Origin of the sequence: Pseudocolwellia agarivorans, assembly GCF_002000085.1 — a bacterium.
GTDB classification, from domain to species: Bacteria; Pseudomonadota; Gammaproteobacteria; order Enterobacterales; family Alteromonadaceae; genus Pseudocolwellia; species Pseudocolwellia agarivorans.
Genome location: NZ_MUZU01000003.1, coordinates 160,685 through 186,910, shown reverse-complemented (window position 1 = coordinate 186,910; position 26,226 = coordinate 160,685). Strand labels below are relative to the sequence as shown.

The window sequence follows — 26,226 nt, the reverse complement described above, 5'->3', positions numbered from 1 at the left end:
AAATGTAGTTTTGCTTGCGGATTGTAACTTTACTGTATACTAATTAGAGTGTGCGATGTCGTTTAGGAAACTATAATTTGATCTATTTACTTTTAAATACGCTTATCAATAAACGTATTTACTTATGTTTTTTTTTCTCATGTATTACTTTTAGCTGCATAGCAATAGAGCCTATTATTCCAATCGTTAAAAATCCCTCTATCGATACAGAAAAATTTGAATTAGGTGAATTATTATTTAAAGACAATCGTTTATCTGGAAATCAAAATACCTCTTGTTATTCTTGCCATAACCTTACAGCAGGAGGAGATGACGGGTTAAAAACCTCTATAAACCTTTCAACTAATTCGCCAACCGTTTTTAATGTGAGTAAAAATTATTACCTAGGTTGGTTGGGTAAATATAATCAGTTAAAACCCCATTTAGAAATGATACTCAATAACCCTAAAGTTATGAACATTGATTGGGCCTTTACAATCAATGCCCTTGCAAATGATGTGGTATACACGAAGCTTTTTAAGGTAATTTATAAAACAGGGGTGTCAAAAACTAATATTATAAATGCACTTCTTTATTATGAAGAAAACTTAATTCTTCCCTCTAAATTTGATGCGTTTTTATTAGGAGATATCAACGCGATTAGTGCTTCTGCAAAAAAAGGTTACGAAAAGTTTAAAGATTACGGTTGTGCTTCTTGTCATCAAGGCGCTAATGTTGGCGGAAATGTTTTTCAAAAACTTGGTGTTATTAATACATTCTCAGGAGAGAATGGTAACTACGCAACTAAAACGCTACGAGTGCCATCATTAAGAAATGTAGCAGTAACTTCCCCGTACTTGCATGATGGCTCAGTTAAATCATTAAAAGGGGTTATAAAGCTCATGGCAAAGTATCAGTTGGGTCAAACCTTAACAGACACTGAAGTTGATCAAATACATGACTTTCTCAAAACCCTAACGAGTATCATTGAGTAGCGTATTATGAACAGAAAGAAACTGATACTCATATTAATTGTATTGTCTAGCACGCTCATTATATCTATTTACAGTACTTACAAGCGTTACAGTAATTTACAAAACACAATGGATATTCAAAATACTATTTTTCAGTTAGTTAAATTAAAATCGGCTGACGCGGTTTGGAATTACGAATTAAATAGTATTCATAGTGACAATTTTCCTCATTTTGATCGTGTTAACAAAGCCGCTAACCATTATCACAAGGAAATGATGTTGTTCCTTGATATATCAAGAAATATTAAAGAACCTTTCGATAACTTCACTACGCTGTTGCCTACGTTGTCGCGACAAAAAAAGAGTAGAATGAATGATTATTTATCCGAAGTCGCAATCATTCGAAATTCTTTAAAGTATCTAGATACTCTGCTTTTTTCTCTAAATAAAGAAGCCGAAAATGACAAATTTATTCTTAAATTTCTTGCTGATGCGCAATATCAATTATCAAAATCAATAGCATTAAATCAAAGAATTAACCTTAAAGAACCGAACAGTTTTAATCAATGTGTTCATTGCACTGAGCAGCAAATAAAAACAGTAAATGCAATCAACAAGCATTTAAAAATATTGAATAATCAAATCGTGTTATCACACCAAGCAAGAGATGCATTTTTCAATGCTGAGCATAGTGACTTATTAACAACTTTGTTTGATGAACTCTCGTTAATTTACGTTAAAACCGATGCAAAGCATGAAACGATTAAATCTCAAATTTTAACATTCACGTTGATACTTGTTATTACGCTGGTGACCTTGTTTTTACTCTTCTATTTGTTATACCGCACTATTGATGAGCATAGAGCTGCAGGAATAACAGATCCACTTACCGGTTTATACAACAGGAAAAAGTTAATTGAAAACTTACCCATGTTTATGGCTTCACATGTTAAATATGGACAGAAATTCTCTTTACTTTTTATTGATTTAGATGGATTTAAAGGGGTTAATGATACTTATGGTCACGATATTGGCGATAAGTTATTACAAAAGCTATCCACGCGATTAACAAACAGTGTTAGAAAGCAAGATTCAATTTACCGTATAGGTGGTGATGAGTTTGTGGTGGTTGTGCAAGGTATCAACAATGCTGACGAGGCAAAAAATGTTGCTGAAAACTTACTGACCAAATGCAATAGAAAATATGAACTCGAAGGAAACAAGTGCATTGTAACTTTAAGTATTGGCATTAGTCTTTTTCCTGAGCATGCTGTAACCCCTGATGACTTGCTTAAGTGTGCCGATGAAGCAATGTATTACTCTAAAAACCACGGCAAAGACAGGGTTACAGTCTGGAATAAAAAACATAATTAAAAACCTATCTAAATAAACTGTTTTCCCATCTGTAAACCGTTTATTTAATGAGTTAATGCTATACGATCAAGTTTCACTCTTTCCAAGAAAACGATTTAAGGTAGCACTTAAATGTATGTCCATTGCTGCTTTTGCTGCAACAGGATTGCGTTGTTTAATCGCTTGTATTAACTGGTCATGCTCATTGTGTACACGGTGAGATGCTTCGTTTAATGGAATATCTCTTAAGCGACGCCCAATTTCATAACACACTTGCATTGGTGTACGTAAGCTTTCCATTGCGGCACGGTAATAAGGGTTTTGAGTGGCCTTGGCAATACTCAAATGCACTTGAAAATCTGCCTCAAATAAAGAGCCATCTACCTGATTTTCTGCCAGATGTTGGTTAGCTGCAATAATAGCTTCTATATCTTCGTCAGTTGCGCGTTCTGCGGCTTCACCACACATAGCCACTTCTAATCCGTACCGAAAACGTACGCAGTTTTCTACGTCAGATAAGTTACCAATCCCCAGTTCAATAAAGGCATTGTTGTCGTTATTTACGCTAGGTAATACGTAATTGCCAGAACCTCGTTTAGAAACAATAAGACCTTCTTCCCTTAAACGAACAAGTGCTCGCCTAAGTGCCGATCTCGATAAACCAATACTACGTGCCAGTTTTTCTTCAGGGGGTAAACGCCCACCTGTTTTCCATTTAGGGTGATTTATTACTTCACGGAGCCTCTGAGTGGCTAATTCAGTTAATTGATCAGTCATTGTTTTTTAGTCTTCTTAATCATTGAATTGGTAGTCATTAGTTTAAATTAGTTCTTGTGTTAGTCAAGTGTTATTTTTAATTTGTTGTTTTTGTTCGTTATTTATTTTTAGTTGTGAATTTATTTAAACTTATAATTGACTTGGTTAGGTGGTGGTAGTAGATTTCAGTTCGATCACTTATTCAACTATCTCTTGTTTAATTGACACCATTTAAAGTTAATCATTTATTTAATAGGTAAATATATGCGCAGCTGTATCAAAATAATAATGAGTATCGCATTAAGCTTTTCTTTCTTACCTGTTGCTGCTATTTCTGCAGAATTTCCCCGTAAACCTATTACTATCATTGTGCCTTATGGCGCGGGCGGAAGTAACGATAATTTTGTTAGGGCATTAACAAGGCCCTTAAAAAAAGCTTTTGGTACTAATATTGTTGTTCGTAATGTTTCGGGGGGCGGTGGAGCGGTTGGTACTATGATCGCACTTGCCCACAAACCAGACGGTTACACAGTTACTATTACGAGTAATGCGCTGTATACCTTGCAAGGTTTAGGGAATGTGAAATTTAAAACTTCAGACCTTGATGTAATCGCGCGTGTTGCAACTGAACCTTATGTATTGGCAGTTAAAACAAGAGATGAATGGAGCAGTCTTAAACGTTTCGTTCAATCAGCTTCTAAAAATTCTATTACTTTAGGTTATGCCGGAGTTGGCTCTTCAACACATATTATGGCGCAGGCAATCACTAACGAGTTAGGCATAAAAGCCAAACTTATTCCTTTTGGTGGTGGTTCAGCTGCCGTTGCAGCAACACTTGGCGGACATATTGACGGCGTAGTGTTAACTCCTGCTGGGGTCGCTTCAGGTTTAGAAAGCGGAAAACTTACCGCTATTGCTGCTACGGGTACATCGACTCAATTACCTGATGTTACTTTATTTACCGAGCAAGGTTATTCAATAGATACATTGCAGTGGCGTGGTATTGCAGCACCTGCGGGCTTAGCGCCTGACGTTAAAGCTAAATGGGTAAATGCGATTGCTCAAGCTATTCAAGATGAAGATTTCAAAAAAGCGGTTCGTAATATTGGAGTAGATGTCAATCCAGCTTACGGCGAGCAACTTGAGCGTTTTGTACAAGACGGTTCAGAAAAACTGATTACATTAACAAGAACTGCACTGGCTAAATAACCTTTTAGATTCAAGCTTATTCATTTTTACCGTGTCTTAGGAGACATAAATGATCAATGGTCGAATTATTTTCGATGTCGTTATTCTTGCTATTACGGGCTGGGCCTTTAGTGCCGCTCAGGCATTCCCTGAGTCTTTTATGCAAGAACATATTACGTCATCTTTCTTTCCTAGCATTGTCAGTGGCTTGCTAATGGTGCTGATGCTCAATGTACTGTGGACTGACTTTCGTGAGTTACGAACCCATGGTGAGTCTGTTGAAAAAATGGATCCGCGTTCTGCTTTGGGTGCCTTAGCTGTATTGGCGTTATTAGTTATTTATATCTTTTTAATAGAAGGCATAGGTTTTAGGTTAGCCACTATGGTGTTTTTGTTTGCTGCCATGATGGTATCCCATATCACGTTAACGAAAGCCGATGACGATCAACTAAAAAATTTACTTCCAAGTAAACGTTACACACTATCTGCAGCACTTGCCTCTGTTGTCGTTACCTTGCTTACCCATGCTGTGTTTGTGCACGGTTTTGGTTTGAGTTTGTATTAAATGTTTAAAGGTAAATTTTAATCATGAGTATGTTAACTAATTACGTAGACGCTTTTCAGCTGTTACTCGACCCCACCGTTATTTTAATGATAGCAGCAGGTACTATTTTAGGTTTAGTTATGGGCGCCTTACCGGGTTTAACCGCGGCGATGACTATTGCATTACTCATACCATTAACTTTTGGGTTAGAGCCTATTCAAGGTATTGGTATGTTGCTTGGCGGTTTTGTTGGCGCCGTTGCTGGTGGTGCGATTCCTGCCATTTTATTAGGTATTCCTGGTACGCCTTCATCAGTGGCTACTACCTTAGACGGTTACCCAATGGCAAAAAATGGTCAAGCAGGTAAGGCTTTAGGTATTGCTATTTCATCATCTTTTGTTGGCGGCTTAGTTGGCGCCATACTCTTGTTGTTAGTTGCTCCGCCCATCGCTAATTTTGCGTTACGTTTTGGCTCTGCCGAGTTCTTTGCTTTAGGTGTTTTTGGGCTGGTTATTATTGCCTCAGTATCAGGTAATTCAATGTCGAAAGGCTTGGTTGCTGGCTTAATTGGTTTGCTGTTATCAACTGTAGGTGCTGATCGTATTAACGCTAATTTACGTTTTACGGGCGACGAACCTGCGCTCATTATGGGGATTAGTTTATTACCTGCATTAATTGGTTTGTTTGCCGTTGCGCAAGTATTACAAGATTTAGCCACCCATAAAAAAGACAAAAAAGAATTAAACATAGCGAACAACGTTGCCGACGCAAAACCTTATTGGGGCATTTTAGGGCGCTCGTGGAAAATACTCACTAGCTCAACGCTTATCGGTACTATTGTGGGTGCTATTCCCGGCGCTGGCGGTTCAATCTCTTCTTTTATGGCTTACGACCAAGCTAAACGTTTTTCTAAAACACCTGAAAAATTTGGTAAAGGACACGACGAAGGTCTTATCGCTTCTGAAAGCGCCAATAACTCTATGGCAGGCGGAGCGCTTATTCCTGTATTAACGTTAGGTGTTCCGGGTGAAGTCGCTACGGCTGTATTAATGGGTGGGTTAACTATTCAAGGTGTTCGCCCAGGGCCGGCCTTATTTGAGCAACAAACAACGTTAGCTTACGGCATATTCTTCGCTTTTATTATTGCTAATATCTTTATGTTTTTAACACAGTTAATGGGTATTAAATTATTTGTTCGTGTGTTGAAAGTGCCAGCAAAAATATTAACACCGCTTATTTTAATGTTTTGTGTAATTGGCGTTTATGGCGTAAGCGGTAACTTTTTCGAACTGTGGTTAATGCTAGGTTTTGGTGTTTTAGGTTTCTTTCTAAATCGCTATGGCTTTGGTACAGCGCCAGTAATTTTAGGTTTAATTCTAGGGACTTTAGTTGAATCTAATTTACGAAGAGGCATGTTGCTGTTTGATGGTGATTGGACACAGTTTTTAACGCGACCTATCAGCGCAACTTTACTGGGGCTTTCGGCGGTGCTTCTCGTCATTATACTTTTCCAAAGACGTCAGGATGTAAAAAAAGGAACTAATACAGGTAACTAAGATGACAGATAAAAATAAAAAATATGAAGATTTACGCTCCGCTCGCTGGATGGCACCTGATAATTTAAGAGCTTCTGGTCATCGTTCTCGTCAAATGCAAATGGGATATTCACCTGAAGAGTGGGTAGGTAAACCTATAATTGCCATTATCAATACGTGGTCTGATGCACAACCTTGTCATGCTCACTTTAAAAACCGTGTTGAAGCGGTAAAACGTGGTGTTTGGCAAGCAGGGGGATTTCCTATGGAGCTCCCTGCGCTGTCTTTATCAGAAAGCTTTGTTAAACCTACAACCATGATGTATCGCAATTTGTTAGCCATGGAAACTGAAGAGTTATTACGCTCTCACCCTGTTGATGGCGTAGTGTTAATGGGCGGTTGCGACAAAACAACACCTGCACTTGCTATGGGGGCTGTAAGCATGGGCTTGCCTTTTATTTATATGCCAGCAGGGCCAATGTTGCGCGGTAACTATGCAGGCAAAACATTAGGTTCAGGTACTGACGCTTGGAAATATTGGGATGAACGCCGAGCAGGCACTATTTCAGTTAAAGAATGGCAAGGCGTAGAAGGCGGCATTAACCGTAGTTACGGTACATGTATGACTATGGGAACAGCTAGCACCATGACGGCAATTGCCGATGCAATGGGTTTGTCATTCACAGGCGCTTCTTCAATTCCTGCTGCTGACTCTGGTCATAAACGCATGGCTGCAGCTTGTGGTAGCCGTGCGGTTGACATGGTGTGGGAAGACTTAACACCGAATAAAATTATTACTCCTGAAGCGATTAATAACGCAGTTGTTGTTGCTATGGCTACGGGCTGTTCAACTAACGCCATCATCCATTTATTAGCGATGGCACAACGGGCTGGTATTAACCTGAGCTTAGAAGATTTAGACGCGGTAAGTCGTACAACACCCGTTATTGCTAATGTTCGTCCAACGGGTGATGAATACCTAATGGAAGATTTTTTCTATGCGGGCGGCTTACCTGCATTAATGAAAACCTTAGGCAGTAAGCTTGACTTGAATACCTTAACGGTGAGCGGGCGCACTTTAGGTACTGAGCTCGAAGGTGCTGAAGTATTTAACGACGATGTTATTCGCCCCCTTGAAAATCCTGTTTATCACGAAGGTTCGTTAGCGGTATTAAAAGGTAACTTAGCGCCAAATGGCGCAGTAATTAAACCCGCTGCTTGTGATAAAAAATATCATCAACATTCAGGCCCCGCATTAGTTGCTAATAGTTATGAAGAGTTAAAAGCTATTGTAGATGACCCTGATTATCCCATGACACCAGATACCGTTTTAGTGTTACGTAACGCAGGCCCGCAAGGTGCAGGAATGCCAGAGTGGGGCATGTTACCTATGCCTAAAGCGTTATTGAAATTAGGCCAAAGAGATATGCTTCGTCTTTCTGACGCGCGTATGTCGGGTACTTCATTTGGTGCCTGCGTACTACACGTAGCACCAGAATCTTATATTGGTGGCCCGTTAGCCCTATTAAAAACAGGCGACATTATTACCCTTGATGTTGATAAACGCATTTTAAATATGGAGGTGTCTGAAGAAGAGTTAGCTAAACGTCAAAAAGCTTGGGTAGCTCCACCACCGAGATACGAACGCGGCTATGGCTATGCTTTTAATAAGCATGTTGAGCAAGCAGATAAAGGCTGTGATTTTGACTTTTTAAGAACAGATTTTGGCGCACCTGTGCCAGATCCTGATATTCATTAGTTAAATCGAAATAAACCCGTTTTTATGCAGCTGAGCTTATGTGGCTCGCTTATTTACGTAGAAAAATTTAGCAAAGTTATAGAGGTTATTTACACATGTCACAAGAAGAAAATATAAAGCTAGCAGCCGATCAGCTTTGGTCTGCTTGGGAAACAGGAGCGCCAGTTGCGCCAATTCGTGAATTTATTGGTGAATCAGACGTTGATGCCGCATACGCCGTACAAGAAATTAATACTAAACGATTAGTTGAAAGTGGTCGTCGTTTAACGGGGAGAAAAATTGGTTTAACCGCTAAAGTTGTACAAAAACAACTGGGTGTCGACCAACCAGATTACGGTATGTTGTATGCCGATATGGACATTGCTGACGGTGAAGAAATCCCGTACAGCAAATGTTTTCAACCTAAAGTTGAAGCTGAAATTGCTTTTGTTATCGCACACGATTTAACCGAAGAGCAATTAACCATGGTTGATATTATATCAGCCATTGATTACGCCTTACCTGCGATTGAAGTGGTAGGTTCTCGCGTAAAAGATTGGGACATTAAAATTACAGACACCATTGCAGACAACGCTTCTTCAGGCTTCTACGTATTAGGTCAAACGCCGGTATTAATTGGTGATTTTGATCCACGTTTATGTGGCATGGCAATATTTAAAGATGGCGAACCTGTATCGGTTGGCGCTGGCGCGGCTTGTTTAGGTAGCCCGCTAAATGCCACCTTATGGTTAGCAAAAGTTATGGCTAAATCTGGTTATCCCTTACGTGCAGGCGATGTTGTGTTGTCGGGCGCATTAGGTCCTATGGTTGTTGCTGAACCGGGTGGTGTATATGAAGCGCGCATTGAAGGTTTAGGTTCTGTTCGTGCTGTATTTTCAAGTGAAGATAAATAGGAGCTGATGATGAAAACTAAAGTAGCCATCATAGGGTCAGGTAACATTGGTACCGATCTTATGATCAAAATATTGCGCGACTCTACTAATTTAGAAATGGCCGCTATGGTCGGTATAGACCCAGAATCAGACGGTTTAGCTCGTGCCAGTCGAATGGGTGTAGCTATTACGCATGAAGGGTTAGAAGGTTTAACTAAATTACCGTGTTACGACGATATTAAAGTGGTATTTGATGCCACATCGGCAGGCGCTCATAAATATCATAACGAGCGTTTACAAGCTGACGGTAAAAAGGTTATTGATTTAACACCTGCGGCGATTGGCCCGTATACCATTCCGGTTGTAAACCTTGATAAAAACATTGATGCGCCAAACGTAAACATGGTGACCTGTGGCGGACAAGCCACTATTCCTATGGTTGCTGCGGTAAGCCAAGCAACTGATAAAGTTATTTATGGTGAAATTGTTGCTTCAATTTCGTCTAAATCAGCAGGTCCGGGTACACGCGCTAATATTGATGAATTTACTGAAACTACTTCTAAAGCGATTGAGCTTATTGGTGGCGCTGAAATTGGTAAAGCTATTATCATTATGAATCCAGCAGAGCCGCCCGTAATGATGCGCGATACCGTATTTACTTTATCGCAAGGTGGTGATGAAGACGCTATTCGACAAAGCGTGCACGACATGGTTGAAAAAGTACAAAGCTATGTGCCGGGTTACCGATTAAAGCAAGAGGTACAGTTTGAGCATATTACTGCTGACGCACCAGTAAATATTCCGGGTAAAGGGTTAATGACAGGCCTAAAAACAACCATCTTTTTAGAAGTTGAAGGCGCGGCACATTACCTACCAGCTTATGCTGGAAATTTAGACATTATGACTTCAGCGGCTAAATCGACTGCTGAACGTTGGGTAGACATTAAACTGAATCATTCCAACCAGAACAATAAGGCGGTTTAAGATGAGTATTTCAAATCCTAATAAACTTTATGTTCAAGACGTAACATTACGTGACGGTATGCATGCCGTACGTCATCAATTTGACTTAGACACCGTTCAGTCTATTGCTAAATCGTTAGATGAAGCAAAAGTTGATGCTATTGAAATTACCCATGGTGACGGCTTAGCGGGGAGTTCATTCAACTACGGTTTTGGTAGTCATTCAGATCTTGAATGGATATCAGCCGTGGCTGATGTTGTTGACCATTCACGCGTTACTATTTTACAAATTCCGGGCATCGCGACTATTAGCGATTTAAAAGCAGCTTATAGCGCTGGCGCTCGATCAATTCGTGTCGCAACGCATTGTACTGAAGGCGACATTTCAAAACAGCACATTGAAGCCGCACGACATTTAGGTATGGACACTTGTGGCTTTTTAATGATGTCGCACATGATCACGCCTGAGCAATTACTGACTCAAGCTAAGTTAATGGAAAGTTACGGCGCAGAATGTGTTTATGTGGTTGATAGCGCAGGTTATTTATTGCCCGACGATGTAACAGCACGCGTTAAACTATTACGTGCAGAACTTAATGCTAATACTGAAATTGGTATTCATACCCATCACAACTTATCACTAGGGGTAGCTAACTCTGTTGCTGCCATACGTGAAGGTGCTGTACGAGTAGACGCTTCATTAGCTGGTAACGGTGCAGGCGCAGGTAATGCCCCATTAGAAGTATTAATTGCCGTACTTAACCGTATGAATATTGAAACAGGTTGCGACTTATTTAAATTAATGGACGCGGCAGATGATCAAGTTCGTCCATTACAAGATCGCCCAGTGCGAGTTGACCGCGAAAGCCTTTCGTTAGGTTATGCCGGTGTTTATTCTAGCTTCCTTCGTCATGCTGAAAAAGCCTCTAAAATTTATGGTGTAGACACACGAGATATTCTTATCGAATTAGGTGCTCGTAAAATGGTAGGCGGCCAAGAAGATATGATTGTTGATGTGGCTTTAGATTTATTAAACAGTAAGGAATCGTAAGATGAGTGATCTTGCAAAAATAGCTGAAATTGTTGACGAAGGCGCAAGAACAGCCAGTGCTATTAAACAATTTTCGACAGAAAAACCTCTTTCGATTGATGAAGCATACGCAGTTCAAGCGCTGTCTATGCAACGTCGTTACGCACGTGGCGAAAAGCGTGTTGGTATTAAAATGGGTTTTACTAGCCGAGCTAAAATGATCCAAATGGGTGTACACGACCTTATTTGGGGACGTTTAACCAATACCATGCGAGTTGAAGATGGAGGCATAATTTCGTTAGCTAACTATATTCATCCTCGTGTAGAGCCTGAAATTGCATTTTTATTGAAAACTGATTTATCGGGCGACGTAACACCAGCCGAAGCACTTGCTGCGGTTGAAGCTATTGCTCCAGCGATGGAAATTATTGATTCACGTTACGATAACTTTAAGTTTGATTTAGGTGATGTAGTTGCCGATAACTCATCGTCGTCAGGTTTTGTATTAGGCAATTGGTTTCCTAAAGAAACAGACTTTCGTAACTTAGGTATTGTGATGACCGTTAACGGCCACGCAGCTGAAGTAGGGTCTACCGCGGCCATTTTAGGTGACCCTATCCGTTCATTAGTTTCAGCAGCACGTGTTGTCGCGTCTGCAGGTGAAAAACTATACGCTGGCGATATTGTTTTAGCCGGTAGTGCTACGGCAGCTATTGCTTTAGCGCCGGGCCAAAGTATTGAAACTCAATTTCAATCTTTAGGCAGTGTCGGCTTTAAAGTAGGAGCATAACCATGCCTATTGCTGAAATTTCAATTGTTGAAGGTCGAAGTAAAGAAATGAAAAAAGCCTTAATTGCTAATGTAACTAATGCAATTTGTGAAAGCTTAGGCGCGCCTAAACAGGCTGTTCGTGTACTCATTAGAGAAGTTCCAAAAGAGAACTGGGGTATTGGCGGAGAGCTGTTTGAGGACGTAAGAAAGTAAAACATCCTAAACCAACTGAATTAGCTCATTAATTCAGTTGGTTATAATTTTAAAATACGAGTTTTTCAAACATATAACGCATAAATATATGCTTGAAACATTTGATCAAAAATAAAATTAATAGGATTTCAATATGAAAAAAACACTGAGTTTATTGGCTGTTATTGCATTAACAAGTGCATGCGCAAGCAATGATGTTGCTAATAGCAGCGAAGCACCGGCTTTAAGCGTTAGCTTTGCTGATTCTGCTTGGAACGGTATAAAGCTTCCAGCAGGGCAACAATGTAAAAAGAATGGTGGTAAAGGTTCTACACCTGCAATGACAGTAAGTAATGTTCCAACAGGCACTGTAGAGCTACAAGTTGAATATAGTGATATCAGTTGGGAAGGCGGAAAAGGTGGTTTTCATGGCGTTGTGGGTCATACACATACCGGTGGAAACAAAGCGTCTTTAATTTCTGTTCCGGGCGATATTGTAACAGGTTACCCACAAGGCACTCGCTTAGTTAAAGCTAACCGTGGCTTTGGTGCATGGAAAATACATAAAGGCTACATGCCTCCATGCTCTACAAAGAAACAAACTCACACCTACGAAGCAAAAGTATTTGCTATAGACGTAAATGGTAAGCAGCTTGCTGAAGGAAAAATTCAACTAGCGAAATACTAATTTAACAGAGTTCAGTTTAATAAGTAGTTAACTATTTGAAAAAATAAACATTAAAATTTCGACTTGTTTCTAGCTTGATATTTTTACTTAATTCAAGGCAAATTTACGCGTCAATAGCTGGCCTATTGCAAGTAAATTTAACGCCGAAGTAAGTAAAAATAGCCGCTAGAAGAACATTTATTAAGCCGAACTCAGGTTATTCAGGTGCCAAACCTCTTTGGTATGACTCACCGTAATTTTGAGCGACTTAGCCTATTTTATTGAATAGGCTGAGAGCTTTTATTCGGGCAAAATTTAACGTAAGCCATATTTTGGCGGGTTATATGCCCGTTAATAACTCATTTAAAAAAGAAGAACTATGAAAAAAATAATTGTAAGCTTAGTTGCTTTAACGTTAGTCGCTTGTGGCGGCTCATCAACATCCGATTCAATTGTTGAACCTGAGACTCCGGAAGTACCCGTAACACCACCAGCGCCTACTGAGCCTGAAACACCCGTTGTTAATGTATTACAACTAGATGGCGGCGTAACAAACAAAACTATTCCTTCATGTACACCTATTCAATTAGTCGCTAGCCCTATTGAAGGCGAAAGTTTTGTTGCTGAATACGATGTAACCTTTAGCATTGCTACAGGCGGTAATGTAGTTGCTAACTCTGAAGTAAAAGCTAATGGTAACGAAAGTGTACTAATTGCTACGAATGACGTAACTACAGGTACAGAAATTATTGTAACTGCAACTTACAACGACGGTAGCAACGAGCATGTAAAAACACTTACTTACACCGTTGAAGAAAACTTAGCGTGTTACACACCAGCACCTGATGTTGACTCAACTTACACATTAGACGCTAACTTTGAAACTACAACACTAGACCCACTTTGGACCGCTATTAACGGTACAGCGTTTGGTGAAGTTTCATTAAGTAACGAAGGCGTTATTGGTAATGCTATTTTATGGAATAAAACGGCAGGTGGCGCTAATGCATTTAACAACGGTTTTAATTACGACTTAAGTAATAATAGCCGTGATTGGAGCGAGGCTAACTTTTTTGATCAATTAAGCACAGCGCCAAACCAAGGCCGTCAAATTAAAATATCTGCATGGGTTAAAGTGACGCAAGAAACCGCGGCAGACTACACCTTATTACATGGTATTTACCCTGAGTCATCTATTGATGGTGGTAATATTGGCGCACGTAGAGCAGCTGGTGTTATTTTAGAAGCTACTATTACAGCAGCTGAAAATAACCAATGGGTATATAAAGAGTTTACCGTTTCAGGTTCAGATCCGGTAAGTAACACGTATACCATTCCTACAACATGGAGACGTTTCTCTCAAGACAGCCCTGCACCTATGGTTGCTGAGTTTAGAGGATTCACCCCAACAGTAGGGACTCAGGTAAGTATTGATGAGTACTCGTTAGTTATATCAGGCGAGCTTTCGGGCAAAACCGATCCTGTAATTGAAGAACTAACATTAGTAACAATGAATGTAAGTTTTGTTGATCCCATTTGGGACGGTGTAACATTACCCGCAGGCCAAGAATGTAAGAAAAACGGCGGCGACGGATCTACACCAGAAATGAGCTTAACTAACGTACCTGCTGGCACAGTTGAATTTCAGGTTGAATACAACGACCTAGATTTCAGAGGTGAAGAAACAGGAGGCTTCCACGGTATTATTGGTTATACGCATGCTGGCGGTACAGAAGCGACGTTAATTAAAGTTCCGGGCGATATTGATACAGGTTATCCAACAGGCACACGCTTAGTACAAAACAACAAAGGTTTTGGTGCTTGGACATCTCTAGGGTATTTACCACCGTGTTCTGTAGCAAGCCAAACACATAGATATGCCGCTAAAATATTTGCAGTAGATGCTGACGGTAATACCATTGGCGAAGGCGATATTCAGTTAGCAAACTACTAAGTTATCCGATTAATAAGTTAGCGACATAGATAGTTAATTGTCTTGTATATAAATAACTTGTAGAAATAAAAAATCCGATGGGCTCAGGCTCATCGGATTTTTTCACATTAATAGTTAAAAGTATTAATTACCAATGTAGTGTATCTTTAAAAAACACGGTCAATCGCTTGTTTTGCTGCGGTATATAAGGTTTTTATCATTAAACCTAATACCCAACGAATAAACTTAGCACTCATTTCTGTAACCGCTTGTGTTCTTTTTCCTACAAACACTAACATGTGTCCTAAAACCCCTCTTAATTCTTCGGCAACTTCAGGAGACTTAACTATAGATTCATGTAAACAACGTGCGAGAATGTCGTAAAACGACAAGCCAACACCTAGAGCTGCTTGTCCAGCAATAAACCCATATTGCCCTGTTGTTTTTAATAGCGTTAATAATGCATCAGTAATAATTTGCTGCCAACGCTTAGAGAATGAGGCGTTATGACGTTGTTCATATTTAAGTACTGTGTGTCTATAATGCATGGTTTTAAGTGAGCTACCCATACTCTTATAATCTTTATAAGCTGCTACTGTATTGATATAACCCGGTGCTGACTTTGCCATAGAGTGTGCTGAAAAGGCAAAAAAGGAACCATCATTCATCGCGGTTTGATATTCACCTACCGTATGAGTAAAGGGCCAAGTAGGCACACAAGGTACAGGATCTGCCCCATGAGTTACGCGGTAGTGCTCAATATTCATGGCTGCTCGATGAACTGAATCTCGAAGTACAACACGAGGGGAGCCAAAGGTATAGAGCTTTGTTTTAATGCCCGATTCACTTGCCCAAATAGCCGTTAATTCAGCAATAGCGCCACCTAAACTATGCCCAACAACATGTAAGCAACGGGGTTTGTGTTGAGTTATATATTGATTAAATGCAGGGCGCATACTACTGAATGCTTTATGAAACCCAGCATGTACTGCTAAATTTTTAGGCCCAAGGGTAACTCCTACGTTTAAGTTAGTTAACCAGTCAGCAGGGGCGGAAAATTTAGTCCCGCGAACACCAATAATATGGTGTTTTTTAAATTGTGGTGAAGTGCCTTCTGCGGTTAACGCAAACCCCGTACTGCGGTTAAGTAACTGATTAACTAAGCCACCACTTATGCCTTGTATTTGGCTGTTGGTGATTTTGAAGTTATTAAGGAAGTCATCATGAAATACCCCATTAATATCGGCTGATTTTCTGATGTCATAGACTCTATCTGCAACGCTCGCTGCTGTGCTTGGTGATATTACTCCATTCATAATTTAACTGCCTTCCCTGTAAATCGATCTGTTAGTTTATTAAAGTCACCATCATGGATACGATATTGCTCTTCACCATCATCACCATAAAGCCAAGTAGGCGTATAATCTTCATCCCAACGGCAAATACTTGAAGCTACGTGATTAAGATGTTCATTGTTATTATTTTTAAAATCAAATCGAACGCGTCTGTTAGTTAATTCACAATTCAAAAAATTGAGTTTTTTAGTGAATTCGGGTATCTCATGATAACCTCGTTGAGTTGCTATCCAGAGAGGGATTGGGGCTCCGTCACGATCAATAGTAATGTGTTGCGATACCCTGTCTTCTGAAAAAGGTTTGCTCGGAATGGAAGAGCGAATACTCTTTTGCGGAAAATAAAAATGCCCTTTATTATCCGTAATAGCCGTGTCTATATGATCTTTGCCATCGATATACATTAACGAACGTTTAATCTCAATACTAGCAACAGGTTCACCATTTTCGGTGACTATGCCATTGACTTCAGAACATAAAAATACGTCTTGTTTTTTAAACCAACCGAACATATCAACTCCTTGACTTATAATAGGAAAAGCAAGCATACATGGAATAAGTAATAACAAGATAAAACGAGGGCGAGAAAGAGATGTGCGTTTTCTGCGTTTATTCATTTGCTATCCTTGCTGAATATTTGCCGATATTTTATCCGAGAGATCAAAAAAAGTAAATATGCCCCTCCTTTATTTTACCTGATTTACCTGAGGTAGTTTCTATAAAATCTTCATGTTGATAGATAGTTTTTGCCTATCAATAAACTGAATTTGTTACCTAGGTGTCCGCATAAATTTTATATATATCCCCACCAAAATTGAGCTAATAAAAACGACAGCAAATGGAAAAGCGTGCCAAAGCGTATTATATGTATCGTTACTCCGCACATAGGTATCGTACATCATATAGAAACTTAAAAACCATGAGATTGGGAATGTATAAATTCCTACATTGAGTAGAATATCTAAAATAATACTCGGTAAAGAAAATTTACTCGATATTATGATTGCGCTTATTAAAAAAAAGACGGCACATATTGGAGCGACGGTAAGTTGTAAGACAAACCCTATAAATAGGCTGGTGTATGTCATAATGCCTCCGTTGTATAGCGTTCTGTTAGTTTATTAAAATTACCATCATGGATGCGGTATTTTGTTTCATTATCAATATGTAACCAAGTTGGTATATAATCCTCATCCCAACGGCAAATGCTAGAGGCTGTATGGTTAAGGTGTTCATTCTTGTTATTTTTGAACTGAAAACTTACGCGTTTATTGGTTAATTCACAATTCAAAAAAGCTAATTTTTTGGAGTACTCTGGGGTTTCTTTAGATCCAGGGGAGCTTGCAACCCAAAAAGGAATAAGTCTCCCTTCTCGGTCAATAAAAATCTCTTGCCATACACTATCCTCAATAAAAGGCTTATTGGGTAAAGTAGAGCGAATATTTTTTTGTGGAAAATAAAAGTGTCCTGTGCTGTCTGTAACAGCGACGTCTTTCCTTACTTTTTCATCTGTATATATTAACTTACGAATAACTTCTAAATTAGCAACAGGCTCGCCATTTTCGGTGACTATGCCATTGACTTCAGAACATAAAAATACGTCTTGTTTTTTAAACCAACCAAACATATCAACTCCTTGACTTATAATAGGAAAAGCAAGCATACATGGAATAAGTAATAACAAGATAAAACGAGGGCGAGAAAGAGAAGTGCGTTTTCTGCGTTTATTCATTTGCTATCCTTGCTGAATATTTGCTGATATTTTATCCGAGAGATCAAAGGGAGTAAATATAACCCTCCTTATATAACTCGGTTTAATAAGGGGTTTTATACTTTAAATTTTTTACGTCCCTTAACGGTGGGGTACCGAATAGGCGGGCATATTCGCGGTTAAATTGCGTAGGGCTTTCGTAACCCACTAAATAAGCTGTTCTTGTTACGTCAATATTATTCGATATTAATATGTTACGTGCCTCTGTTAGCCTTAAACGTTTCAAATACTGTAAAGGACTTAAGCCTGTTACTTTTTTAAATATACTGTAAAAGTTAGAGGTACTTGTATTAATTAATCTTGCTAATTCTTTTATATCTAATGGTTTTGTGATGTCCATCTTCATTTTGTTAATGGCTTTAGCTATTCGTTGTGTATTACTCTCATGTAAGCATGTTTGAATAATTGTTGCACCGTGTGGCCCACTTAAAAGACGGTAGTATATTTCCTGAAAAAGCATAGGTGCTAAATAAGGAATATCTTCAGGAGTATCTAACAGGCGTATTAATCTCAAAACGCAACTCATTAGATTGTTATTTACATCGCCAACAAAAATCCCTTTATCTGTTGTACTCGGTAATGATTTTTTTGAATTAAGTGAAATCGCTATTTCGTTCATGACTTGTGCATCAATATCTATTTGAGCGCATAGGTAAGGCTTATTTTGACTGGCTGTGGTTACTTCACCAATTAATGGTAAGTCAACTGAAACGACAAGATATTGACCTTGCGAATATTGGAAAATCTCTTTCTCAAGTAATACCTGCTTAGATCCCTGAGCGACTATAAAAATAGAGGGGCGATAAATTACAGGTAATCGAATGTGGAGTTCAGACATCTTAAAGCAATGTAAACCATCTATTTTAGTATTATTAATACCGTCATTTTTAGAATATTTAGTCATTATTTCGACTAGCTCTATGAATGTGTTTTCTTGTTCCATTATTAAATGCCTTTATTTATATGGCTTTAATGTATATCAAATGAAATACTTTTTATAACTTAAAATCCTCATTAATAGAATTAGGCAATAATATAGTTAGCTTGTGTATTAATAAAAGTTGCTTGCAAACATAAAATACGGGTTATCAATAACAACTTTTTATTAAGAAGAAAACGATGTTAAATATTAACCCTGTTGCAATTGTTACTGGCTCATCGAAAGGAATAGGGGCTGCTGTTGCAAAACAGTTAGCTAAAGAAGGTTTTTCTGTAGTAATTAATTTTGCGAGTAATGAAAAAAATGCACTTGATGTGGTAGACGAAATTAAAGTATTGGGTGGTGAAGCTGTTGCTATTCAGTGTGATGTATCAAAACCGCATGAAGTTACACAACTTTTTGATCGTACTGAAGCAATGTTAGGAATACCTACTGTATTAGTAAATTCAGCAGGCATTATGCAGCTAGCTACTGTAGCTGAAACAAGCGATGAACTTTTCGATAAAGTAGTGGCTGTTAATTTTAAAGGAACTTTTAATACATTGCGTGAAGCCGCAAAAAGAATGAAAAACGGTGGGCGAATTATTAATTTTTCTACTTCAGTTATTGGGGTTAATTTACCCACCTATTCAATTTATGCTGCAAGTAAAGCTGCCGTTGAAACAATGACCGCAATTCTTTCAAAAGAAATGAGAGGACGTGCTATAACGGTTAATACGGTTGCTCCAGGTCCAACAGCGACAAAGCTGTTTCTTGATGGAAAATCTGATGAACAAATAGAAAAATTATCTAAAATGAATCCATTAGAACGTTTAGCTGAACCAGATGATGTTGCTAATACAGTGTCTTTTTTAGTAAGCAAAGAAGGAGGGTGGATTAATGGGCAAACATTACGTGTTAATGGTGGTATGGTTTAACATTATACTGATTAACCTCAGCTCGGGATAAGCAAAGTTACTCAACAAGCTATTTTTATGCCTAAATTCGCCTTGTTATACACAAAAATATCAATGTTGAGAGACTAATATAACTTAGGAAAACAACGATACAGATTAAGGTTTTGATAAATAAGATTTTTAATTCATTATCTAACATTCATTAACCCGAGTTGAGGTTGATTAAAAACAAGTGTTATAGCAAGCGCTCATTTGTACTTGTTTAATTTATTTCATCATTTATTAATGTGTTTGGCATTACATTCCCAATATTAAGTATAAAAAAGCAGCTAATAACTTACGCTATTAACTGCTTTATTAATGCTTTTAGTAAAGTGGGAAGGGGTTATTTATCCCACATTAGCGGCATGAATATAGTCATTTCTGCTTTACCGCGGTTACTCCAAGCAAAGTAAGGTACTAGCTTAGTTTCGTAAGGTGTAAATTCAGCTTTTTTCAGCTTACGGTACATGCCTGTGCCTTCATCGTTACGTAGCATTAAAGTACCATCAAGTGTTGCAACACCACCTAAAAAGTCAGGGCGGTAATGTACTTTAAATTGTGTATCTTCTTTTAGGTATACATCAAGAATGTCGCTGCTTTTAGGTAAGTCTGGTGATTCTATTGCATAAACAACAGGTCCACGTTGAACAGCAACTTGGTTACGTACTTCTTCTATACGTGGGTCGCCTTCAATAAAGTTAACTTCCATTGGCATATCAAGGGTAATTACATCGCCTTTCGACCATTTACGTATTACCGTTGCAAATTTGCCTGCTTCAACTTTTCCGCTAAATGCTTTGCCGTTAATTTTAATCACAGAACCTTCGGCCCATTCAGGAATACGTAACATTACGTCGAACGGTGAAGATTTTGCTTTATTCACGGTAATTTTAACTTTACCGTCCCATGGGTAGTTGGTTTCTTGCGTAAGTGATAAAGCAGAACCATCAACCAGTTTAGTATTAAGTTTGTTACCGCCATAAAGGTTAACGGCTACACCATCTTTAGATAAGCTGTAAGACCAACCCGATAGCTTAGCCAATGTTCTTGCTAAGTTAGGTGGACAACAAAATACAGGAATATAAGGCACACGTTCGTCACGCTCAGTTGTTACGCCTTTCTTAGTAGGGTCAATTCCACCTTCAATCATACGAAGTGGGTTTGAGTAGAAAAAGTCTTTACCTTCAACACTTACGCCAACTAACGCACTGTTGTACATTACGCGTTCCATTACGTCGCCGTACTTAGCTTCCCCTTTAATACCTAACATACGCCAGTTAAACATAGCATTTGAAATGTTTGCACAGGTTTCGTTGTAAGCGGTTTTGTTTGGCATTAAGTAATCTTCTTGGAAGGCCTCATGTACCATGTCGTATTTACCGCTAGCACCGTGATGTGCTTGTCCCATAGCGCCTGTTACATACATTTTACGTTCAACCGCACTCGACCAAATACGATCCAAAGCATCTAGTAATGCTTGCTCGCCCGTTTCGCCATAAACATCAGCGGTACCCGCATATAAGTACATAGCTAAAACAACGTGACCTACAGCATCTTTTTCTTCGCGAATAGGGGTTGCCATTTGGTTGAAGTCGCCACGGAAATGATCAGCAACACTAGGGTGTTCTTCGTTAGGTACAGAGCCACGCATGTTGACAAATATTTCAGCCAGCTCTAAAAATTTTCTTTCTTTTGTTTCGCGATAAAGCTCAACCAAAGCCATAATTTGAGATGGGTTAAAACCAAAGCGTGCTAATTCAGGGTCTTGCGGCTGAAAAGTTTTATAAAGAAAGTTAGCATTTTTTAACGCAATCTTTAAAAAATTAGTTTTACCCGTTATACGATGATGAATTACCGCACTGGTGATTAAATGGCCACTATTATAAAGCTCGTGATAATGAATGTTACCGTAGCGCTTTAAACCACGAATTTGAACATGCGTTGAAAGGTAACCATCGTCTGCTTGAGCTTTACCTATTACGGCAATAATTTCGTCTAATTCGGCAAGTATTTTTTCATCTTTATTTTGTGCATAAAGATAGGTCATTGACTCCATCCATTTATAGAAGTCGCCGTCATGCCAATATTTACCGCCTGCTTCGCCTTTTTTACCTGAAGCAAGTAGTTTAAAGTTATCGTAAGCGAATCCTACAGGCCCTTTAAATATTTCGCCTAGGTTTGGGATCATGGTTTGTTCAGCCATTTTCCACTTGTCTGCCCAAAAACCTTCGGTCCATTGAGCGTCGCCAATGTTAATACTTTTTAGTTTGATGTACGGACTATCGGTATTGTTTACAATACCTTTTTCTAATGCACATGCAGAGTTGATAACCAACGCGCCACAAGTTGCTAATAATAATTTTTTTAATTTCATAGCTTTCCCCAACTGAAATTGTTTGATTGAAAAATTACATTCTTGCATTTGATACCTATATAGCAGCGTATTTAATGCATAGTTAAATAGCATGATTTAAAGGGGTTAAGTATTGTGAAAATTATCAGGCTTTTAATTAAAAATTTAAAAACCAACCTTTAAAACTTATTTATACTCATTTTGATTTATTAATATATTAAATAACGAGTAACCTAGAACGTTATACATCAAAACATATGATGAATTGCTTATCAATATGTTTATAAATTAATAAATGTGTTTTTTATTACATTAAATAAATTTTGTTTTATTTTTGTTGTTGTTTTTTATGGGGTTTGTTTTGTTTTTGTGAGGTTTTTAGTACTTTTGTCGATAAAACTAATTTTGTTTGAACATTTGTTTTAGGAGCCAGTTAGAGTATATTATGGGCATATTCAAAAGGATGTATAGCAATTTAATTTTTAGTAGCTGATTGTTTTTTGCATAGAGAATAAATCTAAATTAATCATAATCAGTTCTTTTTATATAGGAAGGCACACATGAAACATATTTTATCACGCCGTTTACTTGATATAGCGCCGTTATTTTTTGTTACTGGGTTTATGGCATCTGCAAGTGCAGGCGTTTTAGGCCAAGGCGAAATTAAAAAAAGCTATGAAACCTACTGTGCGAGCTGTCATGGTGTCAACCTAGAAGGTGGTTTGGGACCTAACTTAATTGATGACACTTGGTTGCATGGTAGTAGTGACAAAGACGTTGCTAACAGTATTCGTTTAGGTAATTTAGATGCAGGTATGCCAGCTTGGCAAAAAACACTCACAGAAGATCAAATCCGTGCGATGGTGGTTTTTATTAGTGAGAAAAAATTTCTTTCATTACAAGAACAAGTTAAAGAAAGCCTAAAACCTAATAATGGCGTGTACAACACTGAAAAACATAACTTTACTTTATCGTTAGTCGATTCGTTTGAAGGATTAGTGTGGGGGCTAAGCTTTTTACCTGATGGCAGTTGGTTTGCTACCGAAAGAGAAGGGCGCTTATGGTACAAAGAAAACAACCAACCTAAACGTTTAATTAAAGGCACGCCAGACACATGGCAATTTAAGCAAGGGGGATTATTCGACGTAATTGCTGATCCTGATTACGCTAAAAAAGGTTGGGTTTATATTAGCTACGCTGAAAATAAAGGCGTGAAAGAAGATGGTAAACCTGCAGGCATGACAGCTGTAGCACGTGGTAAAATTGTAAACGGTGAATGGACTGAGCAGCAAATGGTTTTTTCTGCCCAAGATAAATTTCAAATTAGCCGAGGTGTTCACTTTGGTTCACGTTTTGTCATTGATGACGATTACTTATTCTTTTCGATTGGTGAGCGTGGTCGTATGGAAATGGCGCAAGATCTTACGCGTCCTAACGGGAAAATTCACCGTGTTCATCACGATGGCAGCATTCCAAAAGACAACCCATTTGTTAACACAAAAGATGCCGTTAAAAGTATTTGGAGCTACGGCCATCGTAATCCTCAAGGTTTGGCGCGTCATCCTGAAACGGGTGAGTTATGGTCAACTGAACATGGCCCACGTGGTGGCGACGAAGTTAATTTAATTAAACCGAGTTTAAACTACGGCTGGCCAATTATTACCCACGGCATTAACTATAATGGCGAACCTATTTCAGAAAAAACAGCACAAGAAGGCATGGAACAACCTAAACATTTTTGGGTGCCATCTATCGCAACTGCCGGTATCGAATTTTATAAAGGTAGTGTATTTCCACAATGGAAAAACAACTTATTTGCAACGGGTTTAGTGTCAAAAGAATTACACCGAGTGGTAATTGAAGGCGACAAGGTTATTGAAGATGAAATTTTACTACAAGACGATGGTCGTGTTCGCGATGTAGCTGTTTCGCCAGACGGTAATGTTTACATTGTAGTTAACGACAACAGCAAGGCTAACGGAAAAATTTATCGTTTAGACCCTGTTAAATAACAACGTATAGCTTAGCTTCATACTTTATTTTCTTCATGCCCTGAATTGTCAGGGCTTAATTCTTCTTCTCGAGCTTATTCCATGCACAACATGAAAAAAAAACTTATTTCTCTTATTATTTTTAACCTAGTTAGCACACCACTTTATGCAGAAATACAAACCCGTAGCGACGTTGATAGCGCGAATCCTAAAGAAATAGATGACGTAATTACCGTTACAGCAACACGAACCAAGCAAAGTATTACTCAAGTAAATAACGCTATTTCTGTTATAAACAGCAGTACCATTCAAACGGTAGATGCTAATCATATTCAGCAAGTACTTAACCGTGTGGCAGGGGTAAATTTTCAGCGTAATAATGGGCAAGAATATTTACCTGCGGTGCGTTCTCCGGTATTAACTGGATCTGGATCTTGCGGTAGCTTTTTAATGTTAGAAAACGGTATTCCTTTACGCCCGAATGGCCTATGTAACGTAAATGAATTGTTTGAAGCTCACAGCGAGCAAGCACAACAAATTGAAATTTTACGTGGGCCAGCTACTGCACATTATGGCTCTAATGGCTTACATGGTGTGGTGAATATAGTTGAACCTGCTAGTTTTGACGCTTCAAATGCTTTAAAGGTTTCGTTAGGTGAAAACGACTATGCGCAATTAGGTGTTAATGCCAGCAGCGAAAACTTTGCGGTTTCAACAACCATTAAACATGACGGGGGTTTTAGAGACGGTTCAGGATTTGATCAACAAAAGCTTTCGTTACAACACAAAACCAGCCTTAACAATAGCGTGTTCAATAATGTACACCTTAATACTTATTTTACGGCGTTTAATTTAGACCAAGACACTGCAGGATATTTAACAGGAAAAGACAGCTATAAAAGCGAAACTTTAAGTAAAACCAATCCAAACCCAGAAGCTTACCGCAAAGCAAAAGGGTTAAGAGTTCATCAAGTTTATCAATTCGATTCAGGAGCTACTTTCAAACCTTATTTTCGCTCATCGAATATGGAATTTTTACAGCACTTTTTACCGGGTAAACCAACGGAAGAAAGCAAACAAACCAGTGCAGGCTTTCAATATCAAACACGTACTGATATCTCTGATACCTTAACAATGAGCTACGGGTTAGATACAGAAGTCGCTAAAATCGATTTACTGCAATATCAAAATAGCCCAACACAAGGTTCTGCTTTTTTACAGGCAACTATTCCTAGCGGTAAACATTACGACTTTTCGGTAAACACTTTAACGGCCGCTCCTTTTGTTCAGTTTGATGCCCAGCTTACTACTAAATTGCGTTTAATTGCTGGCGCAAGAGCAGAATATACTCGCTTCGATTACACCAATAATATGAACGCAGGTCGCGTTGATGAAAATGGCAATACTTGTGGTTTTGGCGGTTGTAGATATACGCGCCCTGCAAGTAGTGACGATAACTTTACTGTTGTATCGCCGAAGTTAGGTGCTATTTACCAAATAAATAGCCAACAATCAGCGTTTATCAATATCAGCCATGGTTATAGAATACCTCAAGTTTCAGAGTTGTATAGATTACAGCGCGAGCAAGAAGTCGCAGATTTATCTCCTGAAAAAATTAAAGGCATAGAAGCATCGTGGAAATACATAAACGATGCTTTTAAGGTAGAAACCAACGCTTATTATTTCGATAAAAAGAACGTGATTGTACGTAACAGCGACTTTTTTAATATTAATGGCGGAGAAACATCACATAAGGGATTAGAGCTAGCTGTTTCTGACAAGTTAACTGAGTCAATTACGCTGTTGGTTAATGGCACTTATAATATTCATCAATATAGAAACAATCCTAACATTAGCGCCAAAAACATTGTGGGTAATGACGTAGATACAGCGCCTCGTAAACTGGCTAATGCCTTTATTACCTATAACCATAATGACTTTACCGCTGAAATTCATGGTCAATACACCAGTAAATACTTTCTTGATGTAGAAAACGAACATGAATATCAAGGGCACTTTTTAATGCATGCAAGAGCTGCTTACAACATAGGAACTTCATTATCTGTTGCGCTAAATATTCTTAATTTAACCGACAAACGTTATGCCGAACGTGCTGACTACACGTTATTTACGAATGAGCGATATTTTCCTGGGCAGGGGAGAAACATAAAAGCATCGCTGACCTATCTATTTTAAAGGAACTTAATGATAAGGGGGATAGCTATGAAAAAGTAACGGTAATAAAGGTAGTAACACCATCGGCAAGTGCGGTGTTGGTTAAGTTGAGATAATAATATTTCCCCTACAGTTAAACCTATAGGGGATTTGGTTTGTGTTTAGGGTTAAATAACTTACTCGAACCGTT

At 38.6% G+C, this 26,226-nt stretch carries 22 protein-coding genes; 16 read left to right on the top strand and 6 right to left on the bottom strand.

Features of this window, described 5'->3' with window-relative positions:
* The first annotated feature begins 77 nt into the window (after nt 1-77).
* The gene (locus B0X80_RS06495) at nt 78-974 is read left to right on the top strand and encodes a cytochrome-c peroxidase (protein WP_175623888.1); all 897 of its coding nucleotides are present in this window, start codon (nt 78-80) and stop codon (nt 972-974) included.
* 6 nt (nt 975-980) lie between these two features.
* Nucleotides 981-2,327 (top strand): diguanylate cyclase domain-containing protein, encoded by a 1,347-nt coding sequence (locus tag B0X80_RS06490; RefSeq protein WP_077339027.1) that lies wholly within the window; start codon nt 981-983, stop codon nt 2,325-2,327.
* Between the two features lie 66 nt (nt 2,328-2,393).
* On the opposite strand, the gene B0X80_RS06485 is transcribed toward B0X80_RS06490, so the two are convergent.
* The gene (locus B0X80_RS06485; RefSeq protein WP_077339026.1) at nt 2,394-3,083 is read right to left on the bottom strand and encodes a FadR/GntR family transcriptional regulator; all 690 of its coding nucleotides are present in this window, start codon (nt 3,081-3,083) and stop codon (nt 2,394-2,396) included.
* Between the two features lie 243 nt (nt 3,084-3,326).
* On the opposite strand from B0X80_RS06485, the gene B0X80_RS06480 reads away from it, so the two are divergent.
* The 11 genes from B0X80_RS06480 (at nt 3,327) to B0X80_RS06430 (ending at nt 14,537) form a co-directional block, all read left to right on the top strand.
* Entirely contained in the window at nt 3,327-4,271 is a 945-nt protein-coding gene (locus tag B0X80_RS06480; RefSeq protein WP_077339025.1) for a tripartite tricarboxylate transporter substrate binding protein, read from the top strand.
* A gap of 49 nt (nt 4,272-4,320) precedes the next feature.
* Entirely contained in the window at nt 4,321-4,815 is a 495-nt protein-coding gene (locus tag B0X80_RS06475; RefSeq protein ID WP_077339024.1) for a tripartite tricarboxylate transporter TctB family protein, read from the top strand.
* 23 nt (nt 4,816-4,838) lie between these two features.
* Nucleotides 4,839-6,350 (top strand): tripartite tricarboxylate transporter permease, encoded by a 1,512-nt coding sequence (locus tag B0X80_RS06470; RefSeq protein WP_217697136.1) that lies wholly within the window; start codon nt 4,839-4,841, stop codon nt 6,348-6,350.
* 1 nt (nt 6,351) lies between these two features.
* Nucleotides 6,352-8,088, top strand: a complete 1,737-nt coding sequence (gene araD, locus B0X80_RS06465) for an L-arabinonate dehydratase (RefSeq protein WP_077339023.1) — start codon at nt 6,352-6,354, stop codon at nt 8,086-8,088.
* Nucleotides 8,089-8,183: 95 nt separating this feature from the next.
* Nucleotides 8,184-8,981: a 2-keto-4-pentenoate hydratase gene (locus tag B0X80_RS06460; protein ID WP_077339022.1), complete on the top strand. Its 798-nt coding sequence runs from the start codon at nt 8,184-8,186 to the stop codon at nt 8,979-8,981.
* A 3-nt stretch (nt 8,982-8,984) separates the two neighbouring features.
* Complete coding sequence (locus tag B0X80_RS06455; RefSeq protein ID WP_281252999.1) at nt 8,985-9,944, top strand: acetaldehyde dehydrogenase (acetylating); 960 nt, start codon at nt 8,985-8,987, stop codon at nt 9,942-9,944.
* 1 nt (nt 9,945) lies between these two features.
* Complete coding sequence (gene dmpG / locus B0X80_RS06450) at nt 9,946-10,974, top strand: 4-hydroxy-2-oxovalerate aldolase (RefSeq protein ID WP_077339020.1); 1,029 nt, start codon at nt 9,946-9,948, stop codon at nt 10,972-10,974.
* Nucleotide 10,975: 1 nt separating this feature from the next.
* Nucleotides 10,976-11,743 (top strand): 2-keto-4-pentenoate hydratase, encoded by a 768-nt coding sequence (locus B0X80_RS06445; protein ID WP_077339019.1) that lies wholly within the window; start codon nt 10,976-10,978, stop codon nt 11,741-11,743.
* 2 nt (nt 11,744-11,745) lie between these two features.
* A complete protein-coding gene (locus B0X80_RS06440) occupies nt 11,746-11,937 on the top strand; it encodes a 2-hydroxymuconate tautomerase (RefSeq protein ID WP_077339018.1) in 192 nt (63 codons plus the stop codon).
* Between the two features lie 133 nt (nt 11,938-12,070).
* A complete protein-coding gene (locus B0X80_RS06435; RefSeq protein WP_077339017.1) occupies nt 12,071-12,604 on the top strand; it encodes a YbhB/YbcL family Raf kinase inhibitor-like protein in 534 nt (177 codons plus the stop codon).
* A 358-nt stretch (nt 12,605-12,962) separates the two neighbouring features.
* Nucleotides 12,963-14,537, top strand: a complete 1,575-nt coding sequence (locus B0X80_RS06430) for a YbhB/YbcL family Raf kinase inhibitor-like protein (RefSeq protein WP_077339016.1) — start codon at nt 12,963-12,965, stop codon at nt 14,535-14,537.
* A 146-nt stretch (nt 14,538-14,683) separates the two neighbouring features.
* Here B0X80_RS06430 and B0X80_RS06425 read toward each other — a convergent pair whose 3' ends face one another.
* From B0X80_RS06425 to B0X80_RS06410, 4 genes are all read right to left on the bottom strand, one after another.
* Nucleotides 14,684-15,832, bottom strand: a complete 1,149-nt coding sequence (locus B0X80_RS06425) for a lipase family protein (protein ID WP_077339015.1) — start codon at nt 15,830-15,832, stop codon at nt 14,684-14,686.
* Entirely contained in the window at nt 15,829-16,485 is a 657-nt protein-coding gene (locus tag B0X80_RS06420; RefSeq protein WP_077339014.1) for a DUF6795 domain-containing protein, read from the bottom strand. Before B0X80_RS06420 ends, B0X80_RS06425 begins: the two co-directional genes overlap by 4 nt.
* Before the next feature lie 467 nt (nt 16,486-16,952).
* On the bottom strand, nt 16,953-17,600 hold the full coding sequence (locus B0X80_RS06415; protein WP_077339013.1) for a DUF6795 domain-containing protein: 648 nt from the start codon (nt 17,598-17,600) through the stop codon (nt 16,953-16,955).
* Nucleotides 17,601-17,682: 82 nt separating this feature from the next.
* On the bottom strand, nt 17,683-18,582 hold the full coding sequence (locus B0X80_RS06410) for an AraC family transcriptional regulator (protein ID WP_077339012.1): 900 nt from the start codon (nt 18,580-18,582) through the stop codon (nt 17,683-17,685).
* A gap of 176 nt (nt 18,583-18,758) precedes the next feature.
* On the opposite strand from B0X80_RS06410, the gene B0X80_RS06405 reads away from it, so the two are divergent.
* Complete coding sequence (locus B0X80_RS06405) at nt 18,759-19,496, top strand: SDR family oxidoreductase (protein WP_077339011.1); 738 nt, start codon at nt 18,759-18,761, stop codon at nt 19,494-19,496.
* A 364-nt stretch (nt 19,497-19,860) separates the two neighbouring features.
* Here the strand turns inward: B0X80_RS06405 and B0X80_RS06400 are convergent, their stop codons facing one another.
* Nucleotides 19,861-21,891, bottom strand: coding sequence for a glycoside hydrolase family 127 protein (locus B0X80_RS06400; RefSeq protein WP_077339189.1), 2,031 nt, complete (start codon nt 21,889-21,891; stop codon nt 19,861-19,863).
* A gap of 539 nt (nt 21,892-22,430) precedes the next feature.
* Here B0X80_RS06400 and B0X80_RS06395 point away from each other — a divergent pair.
* Complete coding sequence (locus B0X80_RS06395; RefSeq protein ID WP_077339010.1) at nt 22,431-23,882, top strand: PQQ-dependent sugar dehydrogenase; 1,452 nt, start codon at nt 22,431-22,433, stop codon at nt 23,880-23,882.
* A gap of 81 nt (nt 23,883-23,963) precedes the next feature.
* Nucleotides 23,964-26,057, top strand: a complete 2,094-nt coding sequence (locus B0X80_RS06390; RefSeq protein ID WP_077339009.1) for a TonB-dependent receptor — start codon at nt 23,964-23,966, stop codon at nt 26,055-26,057.
* Nucleotides 26,058-26,226: the final 169 nt, after the last annotated feature.

Coding starts and splice junctions, on each gene's coding strand:
- B0X80_RS06405 (WP_077339011.1), top strand. CDS start 18,759: ATGTTAAATATTAACCCTGTTGCAATTGTTACTGGCTCATCGAAAGGA.
- B0X80_RS06480 (WP_077339025.1), top strand. CDS start 3,327: ATGCGCAGCTGTATCAAAATAATAATGAGTATCGCATTAAGCTTTTCT.
- B0X80_RS06460 (WP_077339022.1), top strand. CDS start 8,184: ATGTCACAAGAAGAAAATATAAAGCTAGCAGCCGATCAGCTTTGGTCT.
- B0X80_RS06390 (WP_077339009.1), top strand. CDS start 23,964: ATGCACAACATGAAAAAAAAACTTATTTCTCTTATTATTTTTAACCTA.
- B0X80_RS06440 (WP_077339018.1), top strand. CDS start 11,746: ATGCCTATTGCTGAAATTTCAATTGTTGAAGGTCGAAGTAAAGAAATG.
- B0X80_RS06475 (WP_077339024.1), top strand. CDS start 4,321: ATGATCAATGGTCGAATTATTTTCGATGTCGTTATTCTTGCTATTACG.
- B0X80_RS06430 (WP_077339016.1), top strand. CDS start 12,963: ATGAAAAAAATAATTGTAAGCTTAGTTGCTTTAACGTTAGTCGCTTGT.
- B0X80_RS06425 (WP_077339015.1), bottom strand. CDS start 15,832: ATGAATGGAGTAATATCACCAAGCACAGCAGCGAGCGTTGCAGATAGA.
- B0X80_RS06445 (WP_077339019.1), top strand. CDS start 10,976: ATGAGTGATCTTGCAAAAATAGCTGAAATTGTTGACGAAGGCGCAAGA.
- B0X80_RS06415 (WP_077339013.1), bottom strand. CDS start 17,600: ATGAATAAACGCAGAAAACGCACTTCTCTTTCTCGCCCTCGTTTTATC.
- B0X80_RS06435 (WP_077339017.1), top strand. CDS start 12,071: ATGAAAAAAACACTGAGTTTATTGGCTGTTATTGCATTAACAAGTGCA.
- B0X80_RS06470 (WP_217697136.1), top strand. CDS start 4,839: ATGAGTATGTTAACTAATTACGTAGACGCTTTTCAGCTGTTACTCGAC.
- B0X80_RS06485 (WP_077339026.1), bottom strand. CDS start 3,083: ATGACTGATCAATTAACTGAATTAGCCACTCAGAGGCTCCGTGAAGTA.
- dmpG (WP_077339020.1), top strand. CDS start 9,946: ATGAGTATTTCAAATCCTAATAAACTTTATGTTCAAGACGTAACATTA.
- B0X80_RS06410 (WP_077339012.1), bottom strand. CDS start 18,582: ATGGAACAAGAAAACACATTCATAGAGCTAGTCGAAATAATGACTAAA.
- B0X80_RS06400 (WP_077339189.1), bottom strand. CDS start 21,891: ATGAAATTAAAAAAATTATTATTAGCAACTTGTGGCGCGTTGGTTATC.
- B0X80_RS06420 (WP_077339014.1), bottom strand. CDS start 16,485: ATGAATAAACGCAGAAAACGCACATCTCTTTCTCGCCCTCGTTTTATC.
- B0X80_RS06395 (WP_077339010.1), top strand. CDS start 22,431: ATGAAACATATTTTATCACGCCGTTTACTTGATATAGCGCCGTTATTT.
- B0X80_RS06490 (WP_077339027.1), top strand. CDS start 981: ATGAACAGAAAGAAACTGATACTCATATTAATTGTATTGTCTAGCACG.
- araD (WP_077339023.1), top strand. CDS start 6,352: ATGACAGATAAAAATAAAAAATATGAAGATTTACGCTCCGCTCGCTGG.